The sequence below is a fragment of the Bacillus sp. EKM420B genome, from assembly GCF_011065565.1.
Taxonomy (GTDB): domain Bacteria; phylum Bacillota; class Bacilli; order Bacillales; family Bacillaceae; genus Bacillus; species Bacillus velezensis.
The window spans coordinates 970,048-996,284 of record NZ_JAAMNX010000002.1; the positions used below are offsets into that span (position 1 = coordinate 970,048).

The 26,237-nt window shown below is 42.4% G+C and carries 25 protein-coding genes, 1 tRNA gene, 3 pseudogenes and 1 riboswitch; of the genes and pseudogenes, 20 read left to right on the plus strand and 9 right to left on the minus strand.

Translation table 11 applies throughout. The features are described 5' to 3' along the window. Window positions 1-28 precede the first annotated feature (28 nt). Window positions 29-553, plus strand: a complete 525-nt coding sequence (locus G9F48_RS09900) for a type 1 glutamine amidotransferase domain-containing protein (RefSeq protein WP_003152143.1) — start codon at window positions 29-31, stop codon at window positions 551-553. Window positions 554-583: 30 nt separating this feature from the next. Here the strand turns inward: G9F48_RS09900 and G9F48_RS09905 are convergent, their stop codons facing one another. Beyond that, window positions 584-1,570: a Gfo/Idh/MocA family protein gene (locus G9F48_RS09905; protein ID WP_165409417.1), complete on the minus strand. Its 987-nt coding sequence runs from the start codon at window positions 1,568-1,570 to the stop codon at window positions 584-586. 179 nt (window positions 1,571-1,749) lie between these two features. Between G9F48_RS09905 and G9F48_RS09910 the strand changes: the two genes are divergently transcribed. The 9 genes and pseudogenes from G9F48_RS09910 to G9F48_RS09950 all read left to right on the plus strand — a co-directional run bounded on the left by G9F48_RS09910 (window position 1,750) and on the right by G9F48_RS09950 (window position 10,189). Then, window positions 1,750-2,910, plus strand: coding sequence for an AI-2E family transporter (locus G9F48_RS09910; RefSeq protein WP_014305691.1), 1,161 nt, complete (start codon window positions 1,750-1,752; stop codon window positions 2,908-2,910). Window positions 2,911-3,001: 91 nt separating this feature from the next. Further along, window positions 3,002-3,832, plus strand: a complete 831-nt coding sequence (locus G9F48_RS09915; RefSeq protein ID WP_165409418.1) for an undecaprenyl-diphosphate phosphatase — start codon at window positions 3,002-3,004, stop codon at window positions 3,830-3,832. Between the two features lie 128 nt (window positions 3,833-3,960). After that, window positions 3,961-4,033, plus strand: a tRNA-Ala gene (locus tag G9F48_RS09920). A 248-nt stretch (window positions 4,034-4,281) separates the two neighbouring features. Next, a pseudogene (locus G9F48_RS09925) lies at window positions 4,282-4,957 on the plus strand (DUF7361 domain-containing protein); the annotation flags it as partial. A gap of 90 nt (window positions 4,958-5,047) precedes the next feature. After that, window positions 5,048-5,980, plus strand: a complete 933-nt coding sequence (locus tag G9F48_RS09930; protein ID WP_229991774.1) for an SH3 domain-containing protein — start codon at window positions 5,048-5,050, stop codon at window positions 5,978-5,980. 830 nt (window positions 5,981-6,810) lie between these two features. Continuing rightward, window positions 6,811-7,245, plus strand: a complete 435-nt coding sequence (locus G9F48_RS09935) for an SMI1/KNR4 family protein (RefSeq protein WP_165409436.1) — start codon at window positions 6,811-6,813, stop codon at window positions 7,243-7,245. Between the two features lie 35 nt (window positions 7,246-7,280). Further along, complete coding sequence (locus G9F48_RS09940) at window positions 7,281-9,032, plus strand: T7SS effector LXG polymorphic toxin (RefSeq protein ID WP_165409419.1); 1,752 nt, start codon at window positions 7,281-7,283, stop codon at window positions 9,030-9,032. Between the two features lies 1 nt (window position 9,033). Next, entirely contained in the window at window positions 9,034-9,630 is a 597-nt protein-coding gene (locus tag G9F48_RS09945) for an SMI1/KNR4 family protein (protein ID WP_058906304.1), read from the plus strand. 51 nt (window positions 9,631-9,681) lie between these two features. After that, window positions 9,682-10,189 (plus strand): annotated as a pseudogene (locus G9F48_RS09950) (SMI1/KNR4 family protein). A gap of 120 nt (window positions 10,190-10,309) precedes the next feature. Here the strand turns inward: G9F48_RS09950 and G9F48_RS19755 are convergent. After that, a complete protein-coding gene (locus G9F48_RS19755; protein WP_107994259.1) occupies window positions 10,310-10,513 on the minus strand; it encodes a hypothetical protein in 204 nt (67 codons plus the stop codon). A 380-nt stretch (window positions 10,514-10,893) separates the two neighbouring features. Here G9F48_RS19755 and G9F48_RS09960 point away from each other — a divergent pair, with 380 nt between their 5' ends. After that, window positions 10,894-12,024 carry a Rap family tetratricopeptide repeat protein gene (locus tag G9F48_RS09960; protein WP_165409420.1) on the plus strand — a complete coding sequence of 377 codons (1,131 nt, stop codon included), beginning with the start codon at window positions 10,894-10,896 and terminating at the stop codon, window positions 12,022-12,024. 134 nt (window positions 12,025-12,158) lie between these two features. After that, a complete protein-coding gene (locus G9F48_RS19920; protein WP_015387808.1) occupies window positions 12,159-12,284 on the plus strand; it encodes a hypothetical protein in 126 nt (41 codons plus the stop codon). A gap of 55 nt (window positions 12,285-12,339) precedes the next feature. Here G9F48_RS19920 and G9F48_RS19760 read toward each other — a convergent pair. After that, window positions 12,340-12,524: pseudogene (locus G9F48_RS19760) on the minus strand (hypothetical protein). Between the two features lie 754 nt (window positions 12,525-13,278). On the opposite strand from G9F48_RS19760, the gene G9F48_RS09965 reads away from it, so the two are divergent. Next, window positions 13,279-13,599: a hypothetical protein gene (locus G9F48_RS09965; RefSeq protein WP_014305649.1), complete on the plus strand. Its 321-nt coding sequence runs from the start codon at window positions 13,279-13,281 to the stop codon at window positions 13,597-13,599. 67 nt (window positions 13,600-13,666) lie between these two features. Here the strand turns inward: G9F48_RS09965 and G9F48_RS09970 are convergent, their stop codons facing one another. Beyond that, window positions 13,667-14,308, minus strand: a complete 642-nt coding sequence (locus tag G9F48_RS09970) for a cupin domain-containing protein (protein ID WP_109567694.1) — start codon at window positions 14,306-14,308, stop codon at window positions 13,667-13,669. Between the two features lie 217 nt (window positions 14,309-14,525). Between G9F48_RS09970 and hmpA the strand changes: the two genes are divergently transcribed. Both hmpA and G9F48_RS09980 read left to right on the plus strand, forming a co-directional pair. Beyond that, entirely contained in the window at window positions 14,526-15,701 is a 1,176-nt protein-coding gene (hmpA, locus tag G9F48_RS09975; RefSeq protein ID WP_165409437.1) for an NO-inducible flavohemoprotein, read from the plus strand. Between the two features lie 142 nt (window positions 15,702-15,843). Then, window positions 15,844-16,689: a glucosaminidase domain-containing protein gene (locus tag G9F48_RS09980; protein WP_165409421.1), complete on the plus strand. Its 846-nt coding sequence runs from the start codon at window positions 15,844-15,846 to the stop codon at window positions 16,687-16,689. Between the two features lie 33 nt (window positions 16,690-16,722). Here G9F48_RS09980 and G9F48_RS09985 read toward each other — a convergent pair whose 3' ends face one another. The 3 genes from G9F48_RS09985 to cudC all read right to left on the minus strand — a co-directional run bounded on the left by G9F48_RS09985 (window position 16,723) and on the right by cudC (window position 18,808). Further along, complete coding sequence (locus tag G9F48_RS09985; RefSeq protein WP_058906302.1) at window positions 16,723-17,391, minus strand: potassium channel family protein; 669 nt, start codon at window positions 17,389-17,391, stop codon at window positions 16,723-16,725. Between the two features lie 163 nt (window positions 17,392-17,554). Continuing rightward, window positions 17,555-18,094, minus strand: coding sequence for a biofilm surface layer hydrophobin BslA (gene bslA, locus G9F48_RS09990; RefSeq protein ID WP_025853944.1), 540 nt, complete (start codon window positions 18,092-18,094; stop codon window positions 17,555-17,557). Between the two features lie 159 nt (window positions 18,095-18,253). Then, a complete protein-coding gene (cudC, locus tag G9F48_RS09995; protein ID WP_156735700.1) occupies window positions 18,254-18,808 on the minus strand; it encodes a choline uptake/conversion transcriptional regulator CudC in 555 nt (184 codons plus the stop codon). Window positions 18,809-19,008: 200 nt separating this feature from the next. Between cudC and betB the strand changes: the two genes are divergently transcribed. From betB to G9F48_RS10010, 3 genes are all read left to right on the plus strand, one after another. Next, window positions 19,009-20,481 carry a betaine-aldehyde dehydrogenase gene (gene betB, locus G9F48_RS10000; protein ID WP_165409422.1) on the plus strand — a complete coding sequence of 491 codons (1,473 nt, stop codon included), beginning with the start codon at window positions 19,009-19,011 and terminating at the stop codon, window positions 20,479-20,481. A 17-nt stretch (window positions 20,482-20,498) separates the two neighbouring features. Next, window positions 20,499-21,707 carry a choline dehydrogenase gene (gbsB, locus tag G9F48_RS10005; protein WP_165409423.1) on the plus strand — a complete coding sequence of 403 codons (1,209 nt, stop codon included), beginning with the start codon at window positions 20,499-20,501 and terminating at the stop codon, window positions 21,705-21,707. A 71-nt stretch (window positions 21,708-21,778) separates the two neighbouring features. Next, the gene (locus G9F48_RS10010) at window positions 21,779-22,360 is read left to right on the plus strand and encodes an MOSC domain-containing protein (protein WP_103526677.1); all 582 of its coding nucleotides are present in this window, start codon (window positions 21,779-21,781) and stop codon (window positions 22,358-22,360) included. 1 nt (window position 22,361) lies between these two features. Here G9F48_RS10010 and G9F48_RS10015 read toward each other — a convergent pair whose 3' ends face one another. After that, window positions 22,362-22,850, minus strand: coding sequence for a DinB family protein (locus G9F48_RS10015; protein ID WP_024085722.1), 489 nt, complete (start codon window positions 22,848-22,850; stop codon window positions 22,362-22,364). A gap of 145 nt (window positions 22,851-22,995) precedes the next feature. Here G9F48_RS10015 and G9F48_RS10020 point away from each other — a divergent pair, with 145 nt between their 5' ends. Beyond that, window positions 22,996-23,526: an NfeD family protein gene (locus tag G9F48_RS10020; RefSeq protein WP_156735698.1), complete on the plus strand. Its 531-nt coding sequence runs from the start codon at window positions 22,996-22,998 to the stop codon at window positions 23,524-23,526. A 19-nt stretch (window positions 23,527-23,545) separates the two neighbouring features. After that, window positions 23,546-25,075, plus strand: coding sequence for a flotillin family protein (locus G9F48_RS10025; protein WP_156735697.1), 1,530 nt, complete (start codon window positions 23,546-23,548; stop codon window positions 25,073-25,075). Between the two features lie 29 nt (window positions 25,076-25,104). Here G9F48_RS10025 and thiT read toward each other — a convergent pair whose 3' ends face one another. Further along, the gene (gene thiT, locus G9F48_RS10030) at window positions 25,105-25,686 is read right to left on the minus strand and encodes an energy-coupled thiamine transporter ThiT (protein ID WP_165409424.1); all 582 of its coding nucleotides are present in this window, start codon (window positions 25,684-25,686) and stop codon (window positions 25,105-25,107) included. A 100-nt stretch (window positions 25,687-25,786) separates the two neighbouring features. Beyond that, a riboswitch (TPP riboswitch) is annotated at window positions 25,787-25,887 on the minus strand. Window positions 25,888-26,237: the final 350 nt, after the last annotated feature.

Here is a 26,237-nt window from a genome sequence, read left to right on the forward strand (position 1 = left end):
ACTAGTATAAAAGAAGGGAGTGGCAGTGATGAGATTAGAAGGCAAAAAAGTCATAGCGCTTGTCAGTGACGATTTTGAAGACTTAGAGCTTTGGTATCCCGTCTACCGGCTGAGAGAGGAAGGCGCGATCGTTCATTTAATAGGAGAAGAAGCGGGCCGTTCATACAAAGGAAAATACGGCGTGCCCGCGACGGCGGATTACGATTTTAAGAGCCTGATTATTCAGGAGTATGACGCCGTGCTCGTGCCTGGCGGCTGGGCTCCTGACAAACTGCGAAGATATCCCGAAGTTTTGGACATCATCCGTACGATGAACGAGCAGAAAAAGCCGATCGGCCAGATCTGTCATGCGGGCTGGGTGCTCATATCTGCCGGAATTCTCGCAGGAAAAAAAGTAACGAGCACGCCCGGCATCAAAGACGACATGACAAATGCAGGGGCACAGTGGCTGGATGAAGCAGTCGTAACTGACGGCCACATTGTATCAAGCCGTCGCCCGCCCGACCTTCCGCAGTATGCAAAAGCGTTTGCTGACCTGTTAGCGTCCAAATAAAAAACATCCGCCCGAATCGGGCGGATGTTTTTAGTTTTGATCGGCGGGAAAGACAATTCCGATTTGTTTTCTCGCTTCTTCCATAATGCTTGCCGTAATGAAAGAACGTTCAAACGTATTTTCGGAAGACTCCCGCTGTCCGTTTCGAAGGAGATTGATGAATTCAGCCGTTTCGTAGTACATCGACGGTTTCAGATCAGGGACTGAAATGTCTTCCGTCCGGCCGTCACGATAGCGGATTTCCGCCCGTTCCGGTCCGTGAATGCTGTCCAGAACGATCGTGCCGTCTTCACCCTGAATTTCCGCCGGGGCAAACGAATTTGAGATTTTCGAATGCATCAGCACCGCTTCAAATCCGTCGTATGACAGAATGACCGTGCCTTCGCCGTCAACGCCGGATGAGAGTTTATGACCGGTCGCAATGACGTTTTTCGGTTTACCGAACAGGACGACGGCCGGATAAATGCAGTACACGCCGATGTCCATTAACGAACCGTTCGATAATTCAGGCTTAAACGCGTTAAGCACCGTACCGTTTTTATATGCATCATATCGTGATGAATATTGGCAGTAGCTTGCCGTGAATCTCCTGACGGGTCCGATTTTATGTAAGTGGTGTTGAAGCATGCTGAAGTTCGGCAGGAACGTCGTTTTCATGGCTTCCATCAAGAGAACGCCGTTCGTTTTGGCTGCGTGAATCATTTCATCCGTTTCCCTCGCGTTAGACGCAAACGGTTTTTCGCACAGTACATGCTTGCCGTGTTCCATAAAAAGGACCGCCTGCTCTTTGTGAAATGCATTCGGGCTGGCGAGATACACCGCGTCATAGGCTTCGCTTTCCGCCATTTCTTTCAGGCTGGTGAAATAATGAGCAGCGCCGTGTTTGCCGGCGAATTCCGCCGCACGTTCCTCAGTTCTGGAATAAACCGCCGTTAACTGAAAATCATCAATAGCAGAAGCCGCCTCCAGAAATCGTTCTGTAATCCAATTCGTTCCGACTGTTGCAAATCGAATCATTGCTATCGCTCCTTCTATGTATTGGCTTACATTATAGCTTTTTTTCTGAGAAACATAAATGGAAAAAAGGCTGGCAGCTAAAGAGATAGGAAAAATTCCCATAGAGACCGGTTATTATTTTTCATTACAGGAACGATAGTGTACAATTTAAGTAAAATACATATGATGGAGGAACAATAGTGGAAACATTGCAAACATGGGGCGGCAGATTTAAACAGTTTTTCTTAGACAATAAATTTGTCTTGTTTTTGCTTGTATTGCTGCTCATCGGTCTCAATATCCTTGTCTTTATGAAGACATCATTTATTTTCACACCTATTATCGTCCTGCTCAAAACGATTGCGCTCCCCGTCATTTTGACAGGAATTGTTTATTATCTGCTTAATCCGATCGTAGATATATTGGAAAAAATAAGAGTGAAAAGAGTCTATTCCATCCTGCTCCTTTACCTCATTATTATAGGGCTGATTTCGATTACGGTCGTTTCAATTATCCCGTTTTTAAAGGAACAGATCATGAGCCTGATCGACAATCTGCCGAAATATGTGGATATCGTTGAAGATCAGACGAAAAGCCTGATCGGAAGCGATTTTGTAAATCAGGCGCAAAAGACGATGAATATCAACATTTCCGATCTCGCTAATAAAGTATCGGCGCAGGCGGCGACAATTGCAAACAGCACATTTACCGGAGTCGGGAATTTTATCGGCGCGCTGACTGAAGTGATTATTTCGATTGTGACCGTGCCGTTTATTCTGTTCTATTTGCTGAAAGACGGCAAAAAACTGCCGATTTATATCTTAAAGTTTGTGCCCACCCGTCTGAAAGAACAAACGTATACGATGCTTAGTGAAATGAACCACAGATTAAGCTCCTATATCAGAGGACAGGTCATCGTCAGCTTCTGTATCGGGTTTTTATTATTTATCGGCTATCTGATTATCGGACTTGATTATGCGTCACTGCTTGCGGTCATTGCCGCTTGTACGAGCGTTGTTCCGTATTTAGGGCCGACCATTGCCATCACGCCGGCGATTATTATCGCGTTGGTCACTTCGCCACTTATGCTGCTGAAGCTTGCGATTGTCTGGACCGTTGTCCAGCTCGTGGAAGGAAAATTAATTTCTCCGCAGATCATGGGGAAAAATCTTCACATTCACCCGATTACCATCATCTTTGTTCTTTTAACCGCCGGAAAGCTGTTCGGGGTTGTCGGCATTATTTTAGCCATCCCGGGGTATGCGGTCATCAAAGTGGTCACGACCCATCTGTTTGATTGGTTCAAAATGCGCTCGCATTTATATGAAGAAGAAAAAAATGATGCTGTATCGAAGTCATAAAATCGGAACGGACATGATATTTATTATAAGACAGGCTTTCCTTCAAAGGAGAGCTTCTCTTTTGTAAATGATGAATGAAGGGAAGAATGGGATGACACTATGGGAGATGTTCACAGCAGCCGTTTTGGGAATCGTCGAAGGGCTGACGGAGTACGCGCCGGTTTCTTCCACGGGACATATGATCATAGCGGATGACATTTGGCTGAAATCCGGAAGCCTGATGAATCCGGAAGCCGCCAATTCCTTCAAAGTGGTAATTCAGCTCGGTTCGATTCTGGCGGTGGCCATTGTGTTTAAGGATCGGATATTACATTTACTCGGCTTCAAAAAAAACGTCACGCGCGATCAGCAGAAGGGATACAGGCTGACCATCGCGCAAATCGCCGTCGGTCTTGTTCCGGCAGCGGTGCTCGGCTTTTTATTTGAGGATTTCATTGACCGCTATTTATTCTCCGTCAGAACGGTCGCTTACGGATTAATTGCCGGAGCCGTGCTTATGCTTATAGCGGACTGGATCAATAAAAGGAAAGAAACGATCGATACGGTGGACAGAATCACCTACAAACAGGCTTTCTGTGTCGGATTATTCCAGTGTCTTGCCTTATGGCCCGGATTTTCCCGCTCAGGCTCAACGATTGCCGGAGGTGTCATTGTCGGCTTGAATCACCGGGCAGCCGCAGACTTCACATTTATTATGGCGATTCCGATTATGGCGGGCGCAAGCCTTCTGAAGCTGGTGAAATACTGGAGCAGTCTTTCTTATGACATGATTCCGTTTTTTCTTGTCGGCTTTATCTGCGCCTTTGTCGTCGCCCTCTTAGTCGTCAAGTTTTTTCTTCGGCTCATTAACCGGATTAAGCTTGTCCCGTTCGCCATTTACCGTGTCATCCTCGGCATCATTTTAATCATGCTCGTGCGATAAACGAAGAGGCCCCCCGGAGGGTCTTCTTTTTATGTTCGAAAAACGTCTCAGGAAAATATGAGCAAACTGAATTTTCTGCTTGAAATTCATAGAAGAGTCGTCTATAATAAAACATGACGTTACAGCACGGGGCCATAGCTCAGCTGGGAGAGCGCTACGCTGGCAGCGTAGAGGTCAGGGGTTCGAGCCCCCTTGGCTCCATACTAATGAAGCTTGATCTAAAGCCATTCTTGAGACTTTCAAGAGTGGTTTTTTATTTGCTCTAATCTCTAATTGGCAATAAAACGGCAACATTTGTGTCTGAGTTTTTAAAGTGGCAACACTGTATCTTATTTTAAGAAAAGATACAAAAAATGACCCCCATCATAGGTGGACAGTTTTATTGATCGCTGCAGGTTATCTATAAGTTTCTTTTGGTTTTAGACATAATGTGTACATAGGTGTCATAAGTAAAGCCCGATTTTGCATGTCCAAGTCCAGAAAACCCCTACCTCCCCTCTAATTCAGTTGAGGTGAAAGGAAGTCTCAGCGGAAAAGTTAACGGACTTTATACAATATCTACAGAGACAAAGCCTATCGCGCCAGAAGCCGGAACAATTTGGGTCGATCCAAAGACTAATAAACAAGAGCTTTTTAATGGTGAAGAGTGGATTGTGTCTTCTGCGGGCTAGGCTGATTCATTAAATGGTTATACGGCTTCACCAGTATCCACGCCTAATCCAATACCTGTACGTAATGACCAAGGAATCATTACAGGTTCCATAGATGGCAACGCTGAGTTTTAGTGGTAAACTACACTCAGAATATGCGTTATCCTCTGATGTTCCTCAGATGGCAAAAGGAACGTATGTAGGTGATGGAACAATTAGTAAACAAATATTGCTGCCTTTCACTCCAACACATGTGAAAGTGTGGCCAGTCTCTTCTAATGATTCCATGTTATTAATTGATGAGACAGGAGGTTATACGTATCAGGTAAATGAAATGGGAATATCCCTGGTTGGGGGAAACTCTACATATGGAAGTATAAACGAAATTGGATTTATAACAGGCTCAGACAGCAATCAAAGAGGGAATAAATTAAACGTCAAGTATATATGGGAAGCATATAGGCATGTACATTAAAAAGGAGTATCCTTATTGGATACGCCTTTTTATCTATTAAAGCCCACTTTGTGGTAAAATTATAAATAAAAAACAAAGGAGCAATCTTTATTGACTACATCATCTTTACAATCTCAAATTAATATCAACACTCGTCCTTTGCAAGATGCCATGAATGCAGCTTTCAAAACACAATTAGAGCTAATTGAAACTCTAAAAAAACAAAATGTTGCTTTAAACAGAATTAATCTCCTACCTAAAATCTACCCTTTGGATGTCTTAAAAGCAATAAGGGTTGAGACTGCAAAGATTGAAGCTGCAATGAATCAGATGAGAGTGATGTTCAGCCCTAGGTATAATGGGAAATATATTCAACACTTAAGAAATAGTTTAATGCATGACTTAGGTTCCAATAGATTTCAGATAGCAACATATATGCAGCAACTTAGAACAGTATTCAATGACCAAGCTATTCTAAATTCAAGCATGTATGTTACAAATGATGAAATCTCTTCTGAAACCATAAATGAGATCGAAGAAATTTCTGATTATGTTGAAGAAACAGTAATATCTTTAACAAATGATAATTCAATTACAAGAAGAGAATACTTTGAAAGATTTAATGATTATTGGGTTACCCTCATATCAATTATTAACAATAATAAAAACACAGCAGTCAAAGCACTGTTTTCGGTGTTTGTTGCTACGGTATTATATCCTGTTGGTGAAGCACTGACAAACAAGTATATAGTAGATGAATACATTGATAAAAAACCAGAAACAGTAACGGAAGCTAAAAACGTTTTAAAAGACATCCCAATGAATAAAGAACTTAAAACCAATTACAGAATGGTTATAAAAGATACATTAGTAGTTAGAACACGTCCCAAAACAAAATCAAATGTAGCGTACGTCTTAGACAAATCATCAATTGTCTTTGTTGAAGAAAAGAAAAAGAATTGGAGCAAGGTTCTCTTTCGTAATGAAGCTGGTGAGGATCAAAGTGGATGGGTTTATACCCGCTATATTAAAAAACTTGATTAAAACTGATTCCCTTTTTTGTTTCAACTTTCTTTCTAAATAAAATTCTTCTTTTATGCAAAGACTTGACCGTTTTCATACGATAATAAAAATACCTTGTAAATTATAAATTTATTTTACCGCTTTATTCCATAGTGGAAATTGTGTCATGATGGATTTTGGTAGATAAAGTGTTTAACAGAAAGAGTGAGGGGATCAGCAATGAGTGACAAAAAATATGAATCTATACACTGGTTTACGTCAGTACTAGCGTTTTTATTAATAATTTTGAATAGTTTTTTTATAAAAATTGAGGGTGTAACTGTTGGTATTGCGATTGTATACATAGTGATCATGGGAATTGTTGGGAGTGTATGAAAAAAGCTTAGTGCGAAAAATATTTCTCTACCCAAAGGAAGTGTATCCATACCCCATTTGTTTATGGGAGCTTAAGTGCATTCATTTGTTTTATTACTGCCGTGGTTTTAGCTAATCATGACAACATACCTGGAATGTGGCTTGCTTTATTCGGAGTTTTTGCTGACATCATTAACCGCTTATTTGCAAAGAGTCAATATAACCATTTCTTCATTGTAATTCCTCCAAATTTGTTTGTTCTGTCTCTATATCGGACAAACCTTCCTAGTTATAATTATAAAACCAAATATTGCAAAATTTCATTTTGGCATTTTAGGACAATCAAATACAGTTGTGTGGTTAAATTTAGTAGTATAACCTTAGAGGAGGGAATTTATATGGAAGAAGGGAAGTTAATTCACATGACTCTTAATGGAATAAAGGATGCTGTTTCTAAATACGGAACTTTTCCTATGTTCCAACATGGGGGGCATGTCATGGAAGACGCTGCTTTTCAATTCAGAGATCCGGCCAGTCCTCAAGAAATTAATAGTTTAGAAAAGATGTTAGGGGTAACTTTGCCTAATGATTATAAAGAGTTCCTATTCAATCACAATGGATTGGAAATGTTTAATGGTATTGAGCTTCTTAGCACAGAAGGGATAATTGAATTTAATGAAGTTCAAGACTTCCCTAAAGGCTATGTCCTAATTGGATACCACTATGATGGCAGGTATGTTATTGACACAAACAAATCAAATAAGGGATTAGAGTATATGTTGTATCTGGATTCAATTGATGACATTGAAGATACGGTATATTTAGACTCTAACTTTGAGATATGGTTTGACATGTTGGTGTCATCAAACGGAACTAAATACTGGGAAGTAAATCCAAATATTCAAGAGTATTATAAATATGTTTCAAAATAGAAAGTTTAGATGAGATCAGTGGAAAGGAGCCAGATATGAAAGTATTTGAAGCAGCCTCGTTCATTTCAGCGGCGGAAAAGCGGGCGAAAGAATACGATCAGATTAGAGAACAATTTATCAATCTCAGGAAAGCTTTTCAGGGAATGGCTGACTTAGATGACAATGAGTTTTCAGGTAAAGGTGCTGATAACATCAAAGCATTCTTTCAAGACCATGCAGGTGTTACTGACAGCTGGCTTGATTTGATCGATATGAAGATAGCTTTTCTTAACAGTATTTCAGGAAAGGTAGCTGATGCAGGATTAGTCAATTCGTTTGTGGAAGAGTCATTTTTAGAACATGAGCTGATTCATGCGAAGAATAAATCAAAAGCCATCATGCAGGAGCAACGGAATGAAATGAGAGATATTCTTAATGAGATAAGCGATATTGTTCATCTTGATGTTTTCTCGACAGAGGATGTCGATCAACAGCTGGATTCAGCAGATAAGAAACGGGACAATACCATACACAAGCTCGGAAAGCTCGATCATGATCTAACGAAGGAATACGCAGAAACCGAAGCGAACGAGCATTTCATCCAAGCCGACTTTCAACAGCTCCAAAATGCCACGGGTAAAGGGAAAAACGCAACACCACTTCACTATAACGCCAAGGCGTACAGAGAAAGTGACATACATAAGAAAAAAGGCGAGATTGCAAGACATTCGGATGCTTATTTGACGATTAAGAAGGAAGAAGCGAAAGAGCGGGAAATCAAGGATCTGAAGAAAAAGCTGGCTGATGGTGTGACCGATCCGGATGAATATTTGGAAATCGCGAAGAAGATCGGCTATAAAAACCTTGAACCTTCCCAGCAGCAATATGTCATTCAGCTTGAACAAGCAAAACAGATGGAAGAAGCCGGAGAAGTGACTTGGGATATTTTAAAAGGGGCTGGTGTCGGTCTTTATGATGTCGGGAAAGACACGGTAACCGGTTTGTGGCAGCTGATCAGCAAGCCTGATGAAGTTGTTGAAGGTATCATAGGGGCAGTTGCTCATCCAATTAACACGTATAATGCCATTTCAACAGCTATTGAGGAATCGTATCAAAAAGATATGGTAAATGGAGATGCGTATTCCCGATCAAGATGGGTGACATATGCGATAGGTACAGTAGTTACCTCTGTGGTAGGCACAAAGGGAGCCGGTTCTCTTACAAAAGCAGATGTAGCTGGAAAAGTCACCTCTAAAGTCAGCAAAGCAAGCTCAAAGGTGAAAGATGTCTCAATTGCTGATTTATTGCCTTATAATCCACGTTACAATGTTGTTCCAGCTGGAGGAGTTCCTTATAATGTAGTTAATAGTGAAAATTTAAAGGATCGTCTGCTTAGATTAATTGAATCAGCAAATCCTAGAACGGTATTACCAAGGAATAAAGGTCAGTGGGAAGGTACACCTGGTGACGGGAAATGGTATTCCGACATACCTGAAGTAAAAGCAGCAACTAAGGGAGAACCGATTACTTTTAAAGATGGACGTCCTGATTTTACTCCATGGACTGTTGCAAACATTAAGTTTAAACCTGGTGAATTAAATGGAACGAAAAAAGATTTTAGGCTTGTTTATAAAAAAATTAAAGAGATCAAGGGTTTTAAATCTCAAGCGCAGGCGAAAAAATGGCTGTCACAACAGGGACTTACCCCGCACCATTTGGATAGTATCACAATACAACTAGTGCCTAGTGTGATTAATAACAAAATACCTCATATTGGAGGAGCTTCTGATTTAAGGGGAGGGTATTAGCATGAGTTTCAATAAAATTGAACAAAAGTTAAAAGAATTTACGATAGATGTTGAAAAAGATTCCAACATTAATACTAATGAGCAACTCAAAGAAATTGAAAGAATTATAGGCAATCAATTACCTTCCGACTATAAGGATTTTTTGAAGGAATATGGAGGCTGTTATTTAGATAGTAAAAAAACAACAAATGAAGTTGAGTATGACGTTTGCTACAAACCCATAGAGAAAGACCCTTGGATAGGCAAGGAAGATGATACACAATTATTAGAGAACTTCTATGGTTTAGCTAACGATCATAACAGTCTTCAAGAAGCGATCAATACCTATTCTGATCGCTTTCCTAGGAATATTATTCCTATAGCAAGCTCAGCAGGTGGTAATGAAATATGCATGGACATCGACAATGAGAAGGTTTTGTTCTGGGATCATGAATTAAGTCACCCTGATAAAGACTTTTTCCTAATTGCCAACTCTTTTGAAGAGTTTATTCTAAGTTTAGTAGATGAACCAATTGAATCTGATGAACATGGGAGTGATGTGGAAGTTGAGATTTTAGACAATGATTTTGGAAAATTGCTCTTTGGCAAGGACAACTAGGTCTTATTTTTTAAAAAGCTCCTTAAATAAAAGTAATGCAAAGGAGTGGACTTGAGTATTGAAATGTTAATCAAGAAGATTGCTTCTACATCGGACTGCCGGCTGTTTGAAGCTGATGGTCTCCCGACAATAGATGAGAAGCATCGACTACAAAAGATATTAGGGAATTTTATGAACAATGTGGGTGGAGCAGTTTTATATAAAAATGCGGATTATCCAATATATATAGTACGACCAGTTGAGTTTAAATTGGCTAATCCCGTTATTGTTGGGGAACTTTGTGAAGAAGATATTTCATCCGAGTGGTATATTGTTTGTACGGATGGAAAAGGAAAATATCTGACAATTGATTTAAATGAAGATCGTAAAGGTAAGTTACGACAGCTTTTTTGATCGACATGGAATTGTTGGTGAAACACAGGTAATAGCCACTTCATTTACTGATTTAATTCAACGGTTGCTTGATAATAAGGGACGGCATCGGTATTGGCTAAGCGATAATTTTAGTACATTGGGCAAGTCCTTCACCATGCCGAAAACCGCTAATCATCGCGCCTAAAAAGTATAAACGCCATATTATAACTCCTGCTTTTGGAAAATTGTACAAGTGACAAATAAGGGTGCATTTATCTAGTTTTAATCTGTTTAGACAGGATAAGTCAAATATCGACAAAAAAGATTATGACCACAAATTCAAAGCAAGAAACGAAAGACCCCAAGCTAATATACCGAACATCACAGAGAACCTAAGACAAGTTTCAAATTTTGTAAGCCCCCGCTCTCTTTTTGTTTTACCTAATTTCCAGTAAAGAGCATAGCCGGAGAACACCAAAATGATTACTCCGAGTCGAGACACATTTTCCAAAAATTTTATACCATCCATTGATTTTCACCTCGTTTATTTATGAGAAAAAAATAAAGTAGACTTGTAGAGAGTCTACTTATAAACCTATTCCAAAGTAAACACTTTCATAGAGCTTAAAGCATTTGAGTGATAAAGTAATGCTCATTTTAAAATGACACATCCTTAATCCCTCCCATTTATATTCCCCATACATTAGTTTTATTATCGCAAATTGAAAGGACATTTCCAACATTTAAGTGAAAATAAGTAATCTGTAATAAGTCTAATGGTATAAAAATGATGTTCCCTTTATTCAACAAAACCATGATCATTTTCCGGTATACCGCAAAAAACTGTGTTTATTTGACTAAACATATTATGGAAATGTTAGAATATTATATAAAAGGAGGAGTGGCCTTGTGAGTTCTGTTTTACCTTCATCAGAGGTAGGCGTTAAAATTAATGAATGGTACAAAATGATACGTCAGTTCAGTGTTCCGGATGCGGAGATTTTGAAAGCGGAAGTGGAACAAGAAATAAATGAGATGGAAGAAGACGAGTATCTACTGATTTACTACATCCTCATGAAATTCCGCCATCAGCTCATGCTGGATTATTTAGAACCGGTGACTACCCGTGTGAGACCGACAATTGACGAGCTGCTGGAAAAAATCGAAGCATCAAATAAAGGAATTTCCGGCCTGCTGTGCTATTACTCTTTATTTTTCCGCGGCATGTATGAATTTGATCAAAAGCAGTATGTAAAGGCGATCGGCTTTTATAGAGAGGCTGAAAAACAACTCGTTCATGTGCATGATGAAATTGAGAGAGCGGAGTTTCATTTTAAACTGGCTGAAGCATATTACGGTATGAAACAAAGCCACGTCTCTATGCATCACGTAAAGCAAGCACTCGATATTTACGATCAGTATGAGTTGTATAAGGTCCGGAAAATTCAATGTCTATTTGTCATATCAGGGAATTATGTTGACTTTAAACGCTTTGAAAAAAGTTTGCCTCATTTAGAAAAAGCTTTAGAGTTGTCGAAACAAGTAAACAATAATGAAAGGCTGCTCAGTTCTGCTTATTACAACATAGGAAAGAATTACGGAGACCTAGAAGAATACAGTAAAGCTGAAATCTACTTAAAAAAAGCAGCGGAGATATCTGAAAAGTATAAATTGGGTAACCTTCCGCATTCCTTGTTTACATACGCAAAGCTTCTATTTAAACAAGGGAAAACAAGCGAGGCGATTCAAATCAGTAAAAAGGGACTTTCATCAGCGATATATCAAGGGGATAAGCTGTTTGAATCTCTGCAAAAATATTTGGAGGCTTTATATATTAATGCAATAGACCAATTGGGAATCAAAAAAACAATTGATTACCTTGAGAAAAATAAAAACTATTCGTATGTAGAAGATATTGCTCTTGATACGGCTGCTGTTTATGCAGAATCAAAGCAATATGACAAATCTTATTTTTATCATCAAAAAATGATTCAAACGCAAAAACAAATTCAGAGGGGAGAATGCCTGTATGAATTTTAGAAAAGGCGTATTTATCATTGTATCGGCTGTCGTTTTAATGTCAGGGGCCGGTCTAACGGCATCGTCTGTTTCATTTGATGGATCTTATCAAGTTTCATCTGATCGTAATCAAACCTAAGAAGGAGAGTGCCAGTATGAAAAAAAGCATCTTCATTATTTTGGGTCTGTCGTTATCTTTTATATGCGAAGTGGGTGTGAACTCAGTAGAAAAACAAGCACAAGATACAATCAAAGTAGCTTCAGATCGCCTTCAAACTTGAACAGCTTAAGCCTTTTCTTCGGAAAAGGCTTTTTTCCTTTCTTCATTATATTGTTTCAAAACATCCACTTGTTTTTATGCTTATCCCACTTCAGCACACACTGCCTCATGAGGTTCTTCACTGCTTCCCGGATAGCGCGTTCATCCTTGCCAGTTTTTCTCTTCAATTCATCCAAGGAGGGGTTCTTCCTGAATTGGATCTAAAGATAATCCGGTACACTTTTCGTTCAAAATCAGTCATTTGATCATCTCTTAACTTCATAAGTCTCAACGGATAAAAGAGAATCAAATACAATAATGTATCCCCCTTTAAGTTCTTCACACGAAATTCCTTCCGTAGGTGGTCCCGTAATGAACTGCGCAGATAACCTCGCGTATGTATCCGTCGTCATAAAGCTCGAACGATAATTCTATGCTAATATTTAAAAAATATGGCACTCAATATTTATAAGTTCAATTTTCTTTTCAATTTAATGGAGGGAAAATAGAAAGGAGAGAAATGAGAAAGTATTTTGGGATCGTGTCGCTTATCATTCTTTTATTCGTATTGTGCTTTCTGCCTCATATTCATTGGGCGCTTGGAATGCTAGGAATTGTCGTGGGGAGTATTCTAGCAATCAAATCGCCTAAAGGAATTGCAAAGAATATTTCTTTTGTTATCCTAGCACTTTGTTTACTTTTACTATTATTATTGATTGGATGGGCGTTTTGATGGCAGATCTAGTGGAAAATTAACCTTTAATTTATTATCCTATTTGGGGACCAGCTTATTCATTTTTAGCCAAATAAAAGATTAGGGTTTGAAACAAAACGTCTGTTCCTATCAGAAAAGCATCTCCACACCGGCAGCGAGAGGTCAGGGGTTCGAGCCCCCTTGGCTCCATACCTTTAAACCCTTATTCTATAAATAAGGGTTTTTTTGTTTTTTCATCCTCTGCAGCAGCCTCTGTGTTCCGCTTCATTTCTAACAACTCAAAATAAAGGAAAGAGAGAAAATGAAAAAGAAAATCTATCTTATATTATCTCTGTCAGCTGCACTGGCACTTCTTTTAACGGCGCTCCCGGCTCTTTCTCCTGTCATCTTCACGTCTGCTTCAGAAAAAGGAGCCATCAGGCATGACATTTATAAAAAAGGATATCCGTATCAAAGCTACTTTGCGATTCTTCAAAAAGAAGAAGGAGGCGGAGAGGCCGGGAACCTTTATTATGTAAATTGGTTCAATTGGAAAGATGAAACCGGACAGACGCCGCACGTATGTTATTCAAAAAAATCGTCCGAAGGCGAGTACAAAGTAAGCTGCGGAACCGGACCGTAATGATCAAAAGCCCCTCTCCAATGAGGGGCTTTTTTCGTCAAAGCTTGAATGCCGCTCCGTTTCCCATTTAATACCCCCGATAGAACGGCTGAACATAATGCCGATACGGATCATTGGGATAATGCGTATTTGGCTGATAAGGCTTATTCATATCATGAATACCCGTGTTTTCAGACTGTCCGCAGTATTTATCGGGGCCTATCACAGTTGATTGCCGGATCGGTGAAACGGCTTTTTCCCACTCATGCTCATTCAGACAGTACGTATGCGCCATGATCTCCGGCGGCGTCAGACGGAGAATATCCGAGCCGTATATCACTTCAGGCGAAGGGGCGTCAAATATGGCCAAAAGATGGGTTTTGTCTGAAGTGGCGACTTCATAATGCCACCACCCCTGCGGAATATTCGCCACTTGCCCTGGAGAGATCGGATAATTCCGTATTTTCTGGGTGAACGGATTCAGCATCGACACCACCGCGGAACCCGAAATACAGTACACCAATTCAGCGGCGTTTTGATGGGTATGCGGTTCAATCACATTTGTTTTACTCAGAAAGATATCTAATAATGAAATATTTTCAAGCGTGTTTAACTGTTTAATCCCCAATACATTGATAAAGTTCCGAGCATCTTTCGTAAAAAAACGGCTCTCATTTACATCATAAGTGAACTGTGTATTCGGAGACGTGTAATCGATATCGGAAACCATGCAATCCCCCGCTTTCATCTTTAAACGTATATTCCCAAATATATGTGTCCCTGTTTCACCGGGTGATAAAAAAGGAGGTGAAATCCATAAATTCCAAATCCAACACAATATTGTGACGACTTTTTTAAAGATTCATTTTATATATATCTTTTATTCGAAATATCTCTTACTATAAAGATATATTAAAAATACATCTTTAGAAGGGTTGAGGATGAACATGCTGGATGAGAGAACAGTAGACATCATCAAAAGCACAGTACCCGTATTAAAAACACATGGAGAAAACATCACCGGACGCTTTTATAACCTGATGTTTCAAGATCATCCCGAACTGTTAAATATGTTTAACCAAACGAACCAAAAGAAACAGACTCAGCGCGCAGCATTGGCAAATACAGTCATTGCGGCTGCGGCGAATATTGATCAATTAGAACAAATCATTCCGGCGGTCAGACAGATCGGCCATAAACACACAAGCATCGGTGTAAAACCGGAACATTATCCGATTGTCGGAAAGTATCTGCTTCTGGCGATTAAGGATGTGCTGCAGGATGCCGCAACTCCTGAAATTATGCAGGCATGGGAAAAAGCTTACGGTGTTATTGCGGAGGCTTTTATCGGCATTGAAAAAGACATGTACAATGAAGCCGGATGGCAGGGGTATAAAGAATTTACGGTTATACAGAAAACAAAAGAAAGCAAAGATATCACATCATTTTATATCAAACCGAGTGACGGCTCTTCGCTTCCTGGATTTGAAGCGGGACAATATATCAGCATTAAAGTGAGGATCGCGGATTCTCCTTATACGCACATTCGCCAGTACAGCCTGTCTGATGCTTCTCGAAAAGGCGCATATCGGATTTCTGTGAAAAAGGACGGAGCGGTTTCTTCTCATCTCCACAATGAAGTTCAAGAGGGAGATAAACTTGAAGTCAGCGCACCCGCCGGAGATTTCAAGCTGTCTGCTGCCGAAAAACCGGTTGTTCTTATCAGTGCCGGTTCCGGAATCACGCCGATGATGAGCATGCTGAAAACAGCCGCCGAAAAACAGCCGGAGCGTTCCGTTACTTTTATTCATGCCGCGAAAAACGGAGAGTACGCCGCGTTCGGCAAAGAGGCTGAACAAGCTGCGGAGAATCGTCCGAATATTAACGTCATTTATGTATACAGTGAACCGGCAGAACAAGACCGCTCAGGAGACAAGCCTTTTTACAGCGGCCGGATTGATCAAACCTTCTTGGAGCAGCTTCATCTGAATCAAGATGCTGAATGTTACTTGTGCGGGTCAGCGCAGTTTATGACGCAAATGAAAGATATGATTCTTGCACTCGGGTTTGACTCTGATTCTGTTCAATATGAATTGTTCGGCCCTCAGCTGAGCATGGCATAACAAAAAAAGACTCCTCAAAGAGGAGTCTTTTTTATTTGCACAATGTGTTCTTTCTCCGTCTTTTTCCCTATTTTATTGAAATTTTCATCAATGACCAGTAAAATTATAAATCTAGTGATTCCGGAATTAAAGGAAGGTTGATATGAAAAAGAAAGCAAAGACCAAAAGGGTGCTTGGGTGCCTTTTTGCTGTATCTCTTATATTCGGATTATTTCTGGTATCAATGGTATTTTCGAAATTCATAGTGACGGAAGAAAAACCGCCTGAAGAGGTGGACGAGCAGCAGGTCTTTATTGACAGCCTTTCCGGGCATGCTCAGATTTTATATGAGAAATATCATGTCCTTCCGAGCATCACCCTCGCACAGGCCATTCTCGAATCGGACTGGGGGAACAGTGAGCTTGCGGGGAAAGCGCGCAACCTGTTCGGTGTAAAAGGTGATTATAAAGGAAAACACGTCACGATGAAAACGGATGAATTTGAAAAAGGAAAACGAAAAACGATTCGGGCAAAATTCCGTAAATACAGCACGTTTTTTGAATCAATGGATGACCATGCCAAATTATTTGTCAACGGAACGTCTTGGAATAAAAAGAAGTACAAGCCCGTCATTGAAGCGGACAATTATAAAACAGCGGCGGCTGCCCTTCAAAAATCCGGCTACGCCACAGACCCCGGCTATGCTGAAAAAATTAAAGATGTCATAGAAACCTATAACCTGAATGAATATGACAAAATCAATGCCTCTCTTAAAGCAGTTGATAAGAAAGGCGCCATCAAAGACCACGCCATTGAAGACGTGTGGTCCAAGCCGTCGAAAGAGCGGCATTCTATTAAACTGGCATCGGCGCAAAAGTTTACCGGCCAGCATATTAAAGTCGTATCTGAAAAACAAAACGGAGAATCCGTCTGGTACCAAATTCAAGTGAAAGATGAGCTGATCGGCTGGGTTGACCAAACCGCCGTCCAGTTAAGTGAAGAAACATAAGCATCAAAAAAAGCCGGCAGCTTGCCGGCTTTTTTACATTCCTTCAGTTTCAAACCTTTTAATATCACGTTTATGCCCCATCAGCACAAGGCAGTCACATTCATGAATGACAGTCTCCGGAGAAGGGGACAGCTGAATGTCTCCATTATGTTTCACGGCGAGAATGGTGCAGCCGAATCTGGCCCGGACGCCGAGATCAAGAATGGATTTTAAATGCAGCTTTTTCGTGGCTGAAAGCTCCACAATGCTGTATTCATCTGACAAATCGATGTAATTTAAGACGTTTTCATCTGAAAGGCTTTGCGCAATCCGAACGCCCATATCCTTTTCGGGATGGATAATACGATCAGCACCGATCTTTTCAAGCACTTTGTGATGATAATAGTTTTGCGCTTTCACCCAAATATTAGGGATGTTCAGCTCCTTCAATAACAGCGTCGTCAGCGTGCTTGCCTGAATGTTGGCGCCGATTGCTACGATGACATATTCAAAATTTCTGATGCCGAGCGACTGAAGCTCGCTTTCTTCCGTTGAATTTGCCCGCACGGCATGCGTGGCATAAGAGGAGTATGCGTTGACCCGCTCTTCGCTGATATCGATCGCAAGCACCTCATGCCCCATTTTAAAAAGCTCTTTACAGATGCTTCCGCCGAAACGGCCGAGTCCGATGACGGCAAATTGTTTATTTTTGATTTTTCCCAATCCTCATAACTCCTTAAGAAACTGTTTTCGTCACTCCAAATACAACAAACAAGAATGTACTCCTGTTTCAGGGGTTTGTCAATGCGAGGGCCGGAAGAAAGAAAACAGCACAAAAAAAGACCGGCTGACAAGCGATGAGCTTGTGCCGGTCCGTTTTTCGCAATTATTTGCAGTTGCATGGCTGTGTCGGCGGTGTGCTGCGTTTTTGAACAACAATTGTGTCCTCAGCATAGAATTTAGAGCCGATGCTTAATGATTTATTTTCTGCACGGAACTTATATGTACCTGCAGCAGGCAATGTTTTATTATTAAGAGAAAGCTTGAATTCCGCTGCGCCGAGCAAATCAATGTTTAACGGAAGTCTGACTGTTTTGCCGTTATTGAGAATCTGTCTTTCACGCAAAGCGTGTCCGTTGACTGTATCTTTTGTAGTAGCCGCAAATCCGCTAGGAAGGGTAAATTCCATAACGCCTAAGCTCAGGATCGTGTTCGGACGGTACGTCAATTCGATATCAGAAAATGACCATTCCTGCTGGCTGGCACCTGTATATTTTGCAAATAAGGTAGCAGTCGCTTTCGCGGACATTTCCGGCTCGTGAACGGTTGAGCCTGACTCAGCGGCGAATGACGCTGTCGGCAGAGAAAGAAGCAAAACCAGGCCGAATAAACTTGCCATGACAGTTGAGAAAAACTTGTGTTTCATTTTTATAAATCCCCCTAAAAAAAATTTGCTGATTGTTCTTAAAAAAGAACGACCATACCTATAAAAATTTACCATCAATTTTAATGGAAGTAAATGGGGTTATGTTCCTATATTTTCTCAAAAATAATCAAATCACGACAAAAAACGCCTGAATCAAAATCAGGCGTTTTTTTCGTCCGTTTCTACCGGAATAAATTTAAAAATCTCCCCGCTCTGAACCGAGTCGGCGAGCCGCTTCAGCCAATGATAATAAGCTTTCGAGCTTTCAAGCTGATCATATAACTGCCGCGCCTCTTCCTGTAATTCCGCGCTGCCTTCCTCGGCCAGCAAAACGGACTGCAAATCCGCCTGAGCCTGTACGATGGCGGACAAATTCACCTGAACTTCACGGTCCCATTTCGGCGGAAAGAAATTCGTGAAAAACGTAAAGAAATCCTTTTCCGCTACAAACGTATGCTTCCGTGTGCCGCGGTGAAAGGTTTTTTTGACCACATTTAAATCCTGCAGCTTTTTGACGCCTGTGCTCATACTCGGTTTGCTCATCTGCAGTTCCTCACGCATTTCGTCAAGCGTCATTTCATCCCTCATATACATTGTTCCGTATAAAATCCCGACACTCCGGGTGATTCCGTAAAGATCCATCGTCTCTGCAATGGAATCAATGACAAGATCCCTGGCTTGTTCTATAGCTGCGAATTCTGGATTCTCATCCATACTGTCCCTCTTTTCCTCTTGAAGTTTAAATTTGTTAAGTCATTTCTTTATGTTCTTAATCTTAACGAATCATGACAAAATGTCAAAATCTAAACGGACTGACCGGGTTTTGACAGGCAAAAAAACATGTGTTAAATTAACATTGTTAAAAACATTAAATTTTTATTTAACAAACTTACTTCTCGGTAAGGAGGACTCTTATGAGCAAAACGCTTTATATCGGCGGCGAATGGACCAGTGCAGAAAAAAAACAGACCCGCCGTATCATTAATCCATTTAATCAAGAAGAAATTGCAACGGTATGCGAAGGAGACCGGGATGATGCGGTGAAAGCCATCGCCGCAGCCAGAAAAGCATTTGATGAAGGGGAATGGCCGGTGCTTTCCGGGCTCGAGCGCGGACAATTTGTTCTGAAAATTGCGGAATTAATCAGACGCGATCTGAACGAATTAGCTGAGCTGGAATCGCTTGACACAGGAAAAACGATTGAAGAAAGTAAAGCCGATATGGATGATATCGCAAATGTATTTCAATATTATGCCGGTTTGGCGGATAAAGACGGAGGCGAAGTCATTTCATCTCCGATTCCCGATTCAGTAAGTAAAATCGTCAGAGAGCCAATTGGCGTATGCGGACAAATTACGCCGTGGAACTATCCGCTCCTTCAGGCGAGCTGGAAAATCGCTCCCGCTCTTGCGGCCGGAAACACGATCGTTTTAAAGCCGAGCGAGATTACTCCGCTGACAACCATTAAAGTCTTTCAATTAATAGAAGAAGCCGGTATTCCGAAAGGGGCCGCCAATCTCGTGCTGGGGCCGGGCGCCTCTGTCGGCGATGAGCTGGCGAGAAACCTCGACGTCGATTTGGTCTCTTTTACGGGCGGAATTGAAACAGGCAAAAAGATCATGCAGGCGGCAAGCGGCAACGTGAAAAAGATTGCCCTGGAGCTTGGCGGCAAAAATCCGAATATCGTATTTCAAGATGCAGATCTCGAAACAGCTGCAGATCAAGCGCTGAACGCCGTGTTCTTCCATGCCGGCCAAGTTTGTTCGGCAGGGTCACGTCTTTTGGTGGACGAAGCCATTCATGATGAATTTTTAGCCGAGCTGATCAAGCGCACGAAACGCATCAAATTAGGAAACGGTTTTCATGAAGATACGGAAAGTGGTCCGCTGATTTCCGCCGAGCATCGGGCCAAAGTCGAAAAATACGTAGAAATCGGTATTGAAGAAGGGGCAAAACTGGAAACAGGCGGCAAACGTCCTGATGATCCCGCCCTTCAAAACGGTTTCTTCTATGAACCTACTATTTTCTCAAACTGCAAGTCTGATATGCGAATAGTCCAAGAGGAAATCTTCGGCCCCGTTTTAACAGTCGAGTCATTCTCTTCAGAAGAAGAAGTGATCAGGCTTGCCAACGATACCATTTACGGGCTGGCCGGAGCGGTATGGTCAAAGGATATTGAAAAATGCGAACGCGTAGCCGCCAAACTGCGGATGGGAACGGTATGGATCAATGATTTCCACCCGTATTTCGCGCAAGCGCCATGGGGCGGGTACAAACAATCGGGCTTCGGCCGCGAACTCGGCAAAATCGGCCTGGAAGAATACACGGAAATCAAACATATTTACCGCAATACGAAACCTGCGGCTGTGAACTGGTTTCAAGCATAATTAGGAGGAGATACAATATGACATTAAATATGAAAGTAGAAAGCATGCATAAATTCCATACATTCGAAATCCCGACAGTCATTAAACACGGAATCGGCGCGATTCAGCACGCGGGAAGTGAAGTCAGAGCGCTTGGCGTCACAAAAGCGCTGCTCGTAACAGACCCGGGAATTTATAACGCGGGAGTGGCAAACCCGGTCATTGAATCTTTGCAGGAAGCGGGCATCGAAGTCGTCCTGTTTAACAAAGTGGAGCCGAACCCGCCTGTACGTCTTGTAAACGAAGGATCAGAACTGTATAAAAAAGAAAACTGCAACGGTCTTGTGGCTGTCGGCGGCGGAAGCTCCATGGATACGGCGAAAGCGGTCGGGGTAGAAGCGACACACGAAGGAAGCGTGCTTGATTATGAAGCCGCGGAAGGCAAAAAGCCGCTGGAAAACCGCATTCCTCCGCTGACAACGATCCCGACGACTGCGGGAACAGGTTCAGAGGTCACACAATGGGCGGTCATTACAGATGAGGAAAGAGAATTTAAATTCAATACGGGCGGACCGCTTATCGCTGCGCATCTAACGGTCATTGACCCTGAGCTGCACACGTCCATGCCTCCGCATGTGACGGCCATGACAGGTATTGATGCACTTGCGCACGCCATCGAGTGCTATACGATGAAATTCGCGCAGCCGATCACTGATGCCGTCGCTTTAATGGCCATTGAATATGCGGCGCATTATATTAAGCGCGCGTTTGCGGACGGAGAGGATTTGGAAGCAAGATACGGCATGGCGCAGGCGGCGATGCTTGCCGGCCTTTCATACGGCAGTGAATCAGCAGGCGCGGCGCATGCGATGAGCCAGACGCTCGGCGGCATCATCCCTGTCGCTCACGGACAATGCGTCGCAGCTATGATGGGACCGGTAATGGAATACAACTGGAAAGGCTATCCGGAAAAATTCGCCCGCATCGCCAAAGCATTCGGAATCGATACAAGCAACATGACAACCGAAGAAGCGGCCAAAGCGTCCGTCAACTGGATGTATGATCTTGTAAAAGATTTAGAGGTGCCGAGTTTAGAAGAACAAGGTGTGTCTCCGGACATGATTGAACGTTTATCAAAAGAAGCCATGAAAGATCCGCAAACATTCGGAAATCCAAGAGATTTGAATGAGAAAGCATACAACTGGATTTACAAACGCTGCTTTGACTTAACGCCGAAAACGGTATAATAAATGAACCCCGCTCCTTTACAGAGCGGGGTTTTTTAAGGATAATGTCAAGAAAAAGGCGGTGGTGGCTGATGTGGAAACGCATAACAGCAAAGTCGGAAGGCGTATATATAGCGGATACCGAACAATTTGTTACTAAAAAGATGGACAAGCTTCGCGCGGAATACGGCGGGTTTCCCGGTGACCTGCATTTCGGACTGACAAAAAAGGCCGGCGCGCGTGAGCCGATGTATGAAAGAGGAACGGAAATTTTTAACCGGAGACAAATTTCAATCGTGTCCATGGAGGAATGTGATGACATTGCGGAGAAGATGGGGATTTCTCATATCTTTCCCGAATGGCTCGGCGCTAACATTGCAATCAGCGGTTTTTCTGCGCTGACGCCGCTTAAAGAAGGAAGCAGATTGATATTTCCAAGCGGTGCGTCTCTGTTGTGCGAAGGAGAAAATGATCCGTGCATTCAGCCGGGAGAAGTCATTCAATCCTTTTATCCGGATCAGCCAAAACTCGCCGCGGCGTTTGTGAGGCACGCGATGGGCAGAAGAGGAATTGTCTGTATTGTTGAACGCCCGGGTGATATATGCACGGGCGATGCGGTCACCATCCATTCTTATGAACCGAAACGCGCCAAGAAAAAAATCGAGAAGGTCTGAGTCAGACCTTCTCGATTTTTTGTTTGATTTCTTCTATTTGATCGATGTGACGCTTTTCATGATGGCCGATAAAATCAATCCACTGGCGGATCGTCAGTTCTTGAAAAACAGGATGCGGAAGCACACGTTCAAAGTCTTCCTCGTTTAATGATGAAATAACTGCGGTCAGCTGCTGTCTTGCCGTATCTAATTCTTGTTTTGCCTCAATGACTGATATTCGGTTTTGCTCAGGTTCGAGGTGTGACGGCGCCGGCCGTTTATTTGATCTGTCCTCTATAAACTCCATCGGTTTGTCTTCGATTTTTTTAAACGGTGCGTCTTTTGCCTGCTTTGATAAAAGGGTCTGCGCTGTTTCGTCAATTTTCTTTAAATGGTCAAGGACTTCCCGCACGCTCCACTCATCAGCCGCGGGCTTTCGGTTGAATTCCTCATCAGAGAGTCCTTTCAGTACTTCCCAGGTCTGCTGTCTGGCTTCATTAAAAATGCTCATCCTATCTCCTCCTTTAGAGTAAACATATCATATCCGGATTGGATAATCATGTAATCAGCCTTACTTATCAGAAAATTGAAACCATTTGCCTTTACATCCGTATATAAAGTAACACTCCGACACCAAGCCGAAAGGAGGATAGAATGTGGACATATTTCATCTGCCGCTTGAAACGGTCTATCTTTACACATTGATTATTTCGGGAAGTCTCACGCTTTTGATTCTGTTTTTTCAAGATGTGTTTCACGGCCTCTCGGAAGCCATTCCTGTTTCATTTTTAAACCCTGCATTGATTCTGTCTTTTTTAACAATCTTTTCAGCCTCAGGTTATATCGGCGAAATCGCCGCTCCGCTATCAAGTCCTGTCATTGCATTAATTTCATTTGTTCTTTCGGTTCTTTTGGTCAGCCTGCTTCACTTCTTCGTCCTTGTCCCGCTTTCATCAGCGGAAGAATCGCTCGCATATCGGGAGACAGATTTAAAGGGCAGAGTCGGCAGGGTCATTACTTCCGTCCCGAAAGACGGCTATGGGGAAGTGATCATAGAGGGAATAGGGGGCGCCATTTCTAAATCAGCCGTCAGCTTTGATCAAGAACAGATCAAGTACGGAACGGCTGTATTAGTGATTGACGTGAAAGACGGAGTGCTTTTTGTGACGCCGCATGAACCAATCTGATATCTAAGGGGGAACTGTTATGACTATGCCGATTATCATTGTTATCGGAATCGTATTCTTTTTACTCATCGCACTTATTGCTGTATTTATTACGAAGTACCGGACAGCGGGACCGGATGAAGCCCTTATCGTGACCGGAAGTTATTTGGGAAATAAGAACGTCCACATTGATGAAGGCGGAAATCGTCTGAAAATCGTCCGGGGCGGGGGAACGTTTGTGCTCCCGGTATTCCAGCAGGCAGAACCTCTCAGTTTACTGTCAAGCAAACTTGATGTCTCTACACCTGAAGTCTATACAGAGCAAGGCGTGCCGGTAATGGCCGACGGAACCGCCATTATTAAAATCGGAGGCTCCATCGGTGAAATCGCCACAGCAGCTGAACAATTTTTGGGGAAATCCAAGGACGACCGTGAGCAGGAGGCGCGGGAGGTGCTGGAAGGCCATCTGCGCTCCATCCTCGGCTCCATGACCGTTGAAGAGATTTATAAAAACAGGGAAAAGTTTTCTCAGGAAGTCCAGCGGGTCGCGTCTCAGGATCTTGCTAAAATGGGGCTGATGATCGTTTCTTTTACGATTAAAGACGTCCGAGATAAAAACGGCTATCTTGAATCATTAGGTAAGCCGAGAATCGCCCAAGTCAAGCGGGATGCGGACATTGCCACGGCAGAAGCGGATAAAGAGACGAGGATTAAACGCGCGGCCGCTGATAAAGACGCAAAAAAATCAGAGCTGGAGCGGGCGACGGAAATAGCTGAAGCGGAAAAAATCAATCAGCTGAAAATGGCGGAATACAGAAGAGAGCAGGATACAGCAAAAGCCAATGCCGACCAGGCATATGATCTTGAAACCGCAAAAGCGCGCCAGCAGGTGACAGAGCAGGAAATGCAAATTAAAATTATTGAGCGGCAAAAGCAGATTGAATTGGAGGAAAAAGAAATTCTGCGCCGTGAGCGCCAATATGACTCTGAAGTGAAGAAAAAAGCCGATGCTGACCGTTACTCGGTGGAACAAGCGGCCGCGGCCGCAAAAGCGAAGCAGCTCGCCGAAGCGGATGCCGAGCAGTACAGCATCGAAGCGATGGCCAAGGCGGAAGCGGAACGCGTGAGAATTGACGGTCTTGCTAAAGCGGAGGCTGAAAAGGCGAGAGGAGAAACCGCAGCGGAAGTCATCCGCCTGAAAGGTCTCGCAGAAGCGGAAGCTAAAGAAAAAATCGCCGACGCATTCGAAAAATACGGGCAGGCTGCAATCCTTGATATGATTGTGAAAATGCTGCCTGAATACGCAAAACAAGTCTCAGCGCCTCTTTCAAACATTGATAAAATTACCGTCGTGGATACGGGAGGAAGCGGTGAAAACGGCGGAGCCAATAAAGTCACAGGCTACGCAACCAATTTAATGGCCGGTCTCCAGGAAAGCTTAAAAGCATCTTCCGGAATCAATGTAAAAGAGCTGATTGAGAATTTTTCAGGCAAAGGAAACATAAAACAAAGCATAAATGAACTTACAAAAGAACTGATTGATTCTAACGAACGGCACAGCCCGGAATAAAAAACAGCAGGCGTAAACCGCCTGCTGTTTCAGTTCGTCCGCTTAGCTTCAAGAAGCCGCGGCGCAGTCATGAATAATAAGATAAGGACAATAGCCGAAAGGATAAAAGAAGGAATCATGTAAGTCGCGTTATAGACGGACGAATAAATCCAGACCGGCGTACCCTTCGGAGCATAGCTTCCGAAAAAGACCGCTCCGGAGACCACATGCGCCGCATACCGCAGCACACTGCCGATGAAAACACCGCTTATAACATACATCGTTAAAGCGCCTCTTTTTTTATTCAATGCCGATGCTCGTACACCGGAAGCGAACAAGCCGCTGAAACCGAGAACTGCAAATGCCGCGATGTAATCAAGAAATAGCTGCACCGGGTGCTGCAAAAACAAATTGCCGATGGCGATCTGGACAATCCCTGTTAAAAAGCCTGTCGTAAGCCCGGCCTTCACTCCCCAGCGGAATGAAATCAAAAAAATCGGAATCATCATAATAGAGACCGAACCGCCTTGGGGCATCCGGAGAAACATACCTGAGACAATGTCCAGAATGACAGCCGCCCCGGTCATAATCGCTATTTCAATTAAGCGCACAAGCTGTGTTGAATGATTCATAGTTTTCCCCCTGGTCAGACAACCGTATCAAGGATAAGCAAAAAAGCAGCGCGGGGAAGGATGGGAAAAGGTCCGCGCGCTGCTTACATAAACTGCAAATCATTTGGCTTTGCCACATCCCTACGCCAGCGTTAACTAACAGGTTCAAAGGGTCAGAACAAAACGTTCACTCTCAGCTTTAATGCTCCCCTTGTGGTCATCAAGTATTTAGTTCAATCTTACTATACAAGAAAATAGGCCAAACCACAAGACAGCTTATCTTTCTATAGAAGAGAAACTGAAATAAGGTATGAAAGAAAATAATTAATGATTTTTTTAAAAAACTATTGTCATATTTTCAAAAGGGTGTTATATTATTAAACGTCGCTGATGGACAGCAGACAACAAAAAGCTTCGGAAATAACTTAAAAAAGTTGTTGACATAAAGGGAGCTGAGTGGTAAGATAATAAAGCTGCTTCAACAAGCGGTAATGATCTTTGAAAACTAAACAAGACAAAACGTACCTGTTAATTCAAAGTTTTAAATAAATCGCACAGCAATGTGCGTAGTC

Bases quoted from the DNA above. Each gene is read 5' to 3' on its own strand.
- G9F48_RS09900 (WP_003152143.1), top strand. From the start codon at position 29: ATGAGATTAGAAGGCAAAAAAGTCATAGCGCTTGTCAGTGACGATTTT.
- G9F48_RS09905 (WP_165409417.1), bottom strand. From the start codon at position 1,570: ATGATTCGATTTGCAACAGTCGGAACGAATTGGATTACAGAACGATTT.
- G9F48_RS09915 (WP_165409418.1), top strand. From the start codon at position 3,002: ATGACACTATGGGAGATGTTCACAGCAGCCGTTTTGGGAATCGTCGAA.
- G9F48_RS09935 (WP_165409436.1), top strand. From the start codon at position 6,811: ATGGAAGACGCTGCTTTTCAATTCAGAGATCCGGCCAGTCCTCAAGAA.
- G9F48_RS09940 (WP_165409419.1), top strand. From the start codon at position 7,281: ATGAAAGTATTTGAAGCAGCCTCGTTCATTTCAGCGGCGGAAAAGCGG.
- G9F48_RS09945 (WP_058906304.1), top strand. From the start codon at position 9,034: ATGAGTTTCAATAAAATTGAACAAAAGTTAAAAGAATTTACGATAGAT.
- G9F48_RS19755 (WP_107994259.1), bottom strand. From the start codon at position 10,513: ATGGATGGTATAAAATTTTTGGAAAATGTGTCTCGACTCGGAGTAATC.
- G9F48_RS19920 (WP_015387808.1), top strand. From the start codon at position 12,159: ATGAAAAAAAGCATCTTCATTATTTTGGGTCTGTCGTTATCTTTTATA.
- G9F48_RS09965 (WP_014305649.1), top strand. From the start codon at position 13,279: ATGAAAAAGAAAATCTATCTTATATTATCTCTGTCAGCTGCACTGGCA.
- G9F48_RS09970 (WP_109567694.1), bottom strand. From the start codon at position 14,308: ATGGTTTCCGATATCGATTACACGTCTCCGAATACACAGTTCACTTAT.
- hmpA (WP_165409437.1), top strand. From the start codon at position 14,526: ATGCTGGATGAGAGAACAGTAGACATCATCAAAAGCACAGTACCCGTA.
- G9F48_RS09980 (WP_165409421.1), top strand. From the start codon at position 15,844: ATGAAAAAGAAAGCAAAGACCAAAAGGGTGCTTGGGTGCCTTTTTGCT.
- bslA (WP_025853944.1), bottom strand. From the start codon at position 18,094: ATGAAACACAAGTTTTTCTCAACTGTCATGGCAAGTTTATTCGGCCTG.
- cudC (WP_156735700.1), bottom strand. From the start codon at position 18,808: ATGGATGAGAATCCAGAATTCGCAGCTATAGAACAAGCCAGGGATCTT.
- betB (WP_165409422.1), top strand. From the start codon at position 19,009: ATGAGCAAAACGCTTTATATCGGCGGCGAATGGACCAGTGCAGAAAAA.
- gbsB (WP_165409423.1), top strand. From the start codon at position 20,499: ATGACATTAAATATGAAAGTAGAAAGCATGCATAAATTCCATACATTC.
- G9F48_RS10010 (WP_103526677.1), top strand. From the start codon at position 21,779: ATGTGGAAACGCATAACAGCAAAGTCGGAAGGCGTATATATAGCGGAT.
- G9F48_RS10015 (WP_024085722.1), bottom strand. From the start codon at position 22,850: ATGAGCATTTTTAATGAAGCCAGACAGCAGACCTGGGAAGTACTGAAA.
- G9F48_RS10025 (WP_156735697.1), top strand. From the start codon at position 23,546: ATGACTATGCCGATTATCATTGTTATCGGAATCGTATTCTTTTTACTC.
- thiT (WP_165409424.1), bottom strand. From the start codon at position 25,686: ATGAATCATTCAACACAGCTTGTGCGCTTAATTGAAATAGCGATTATG.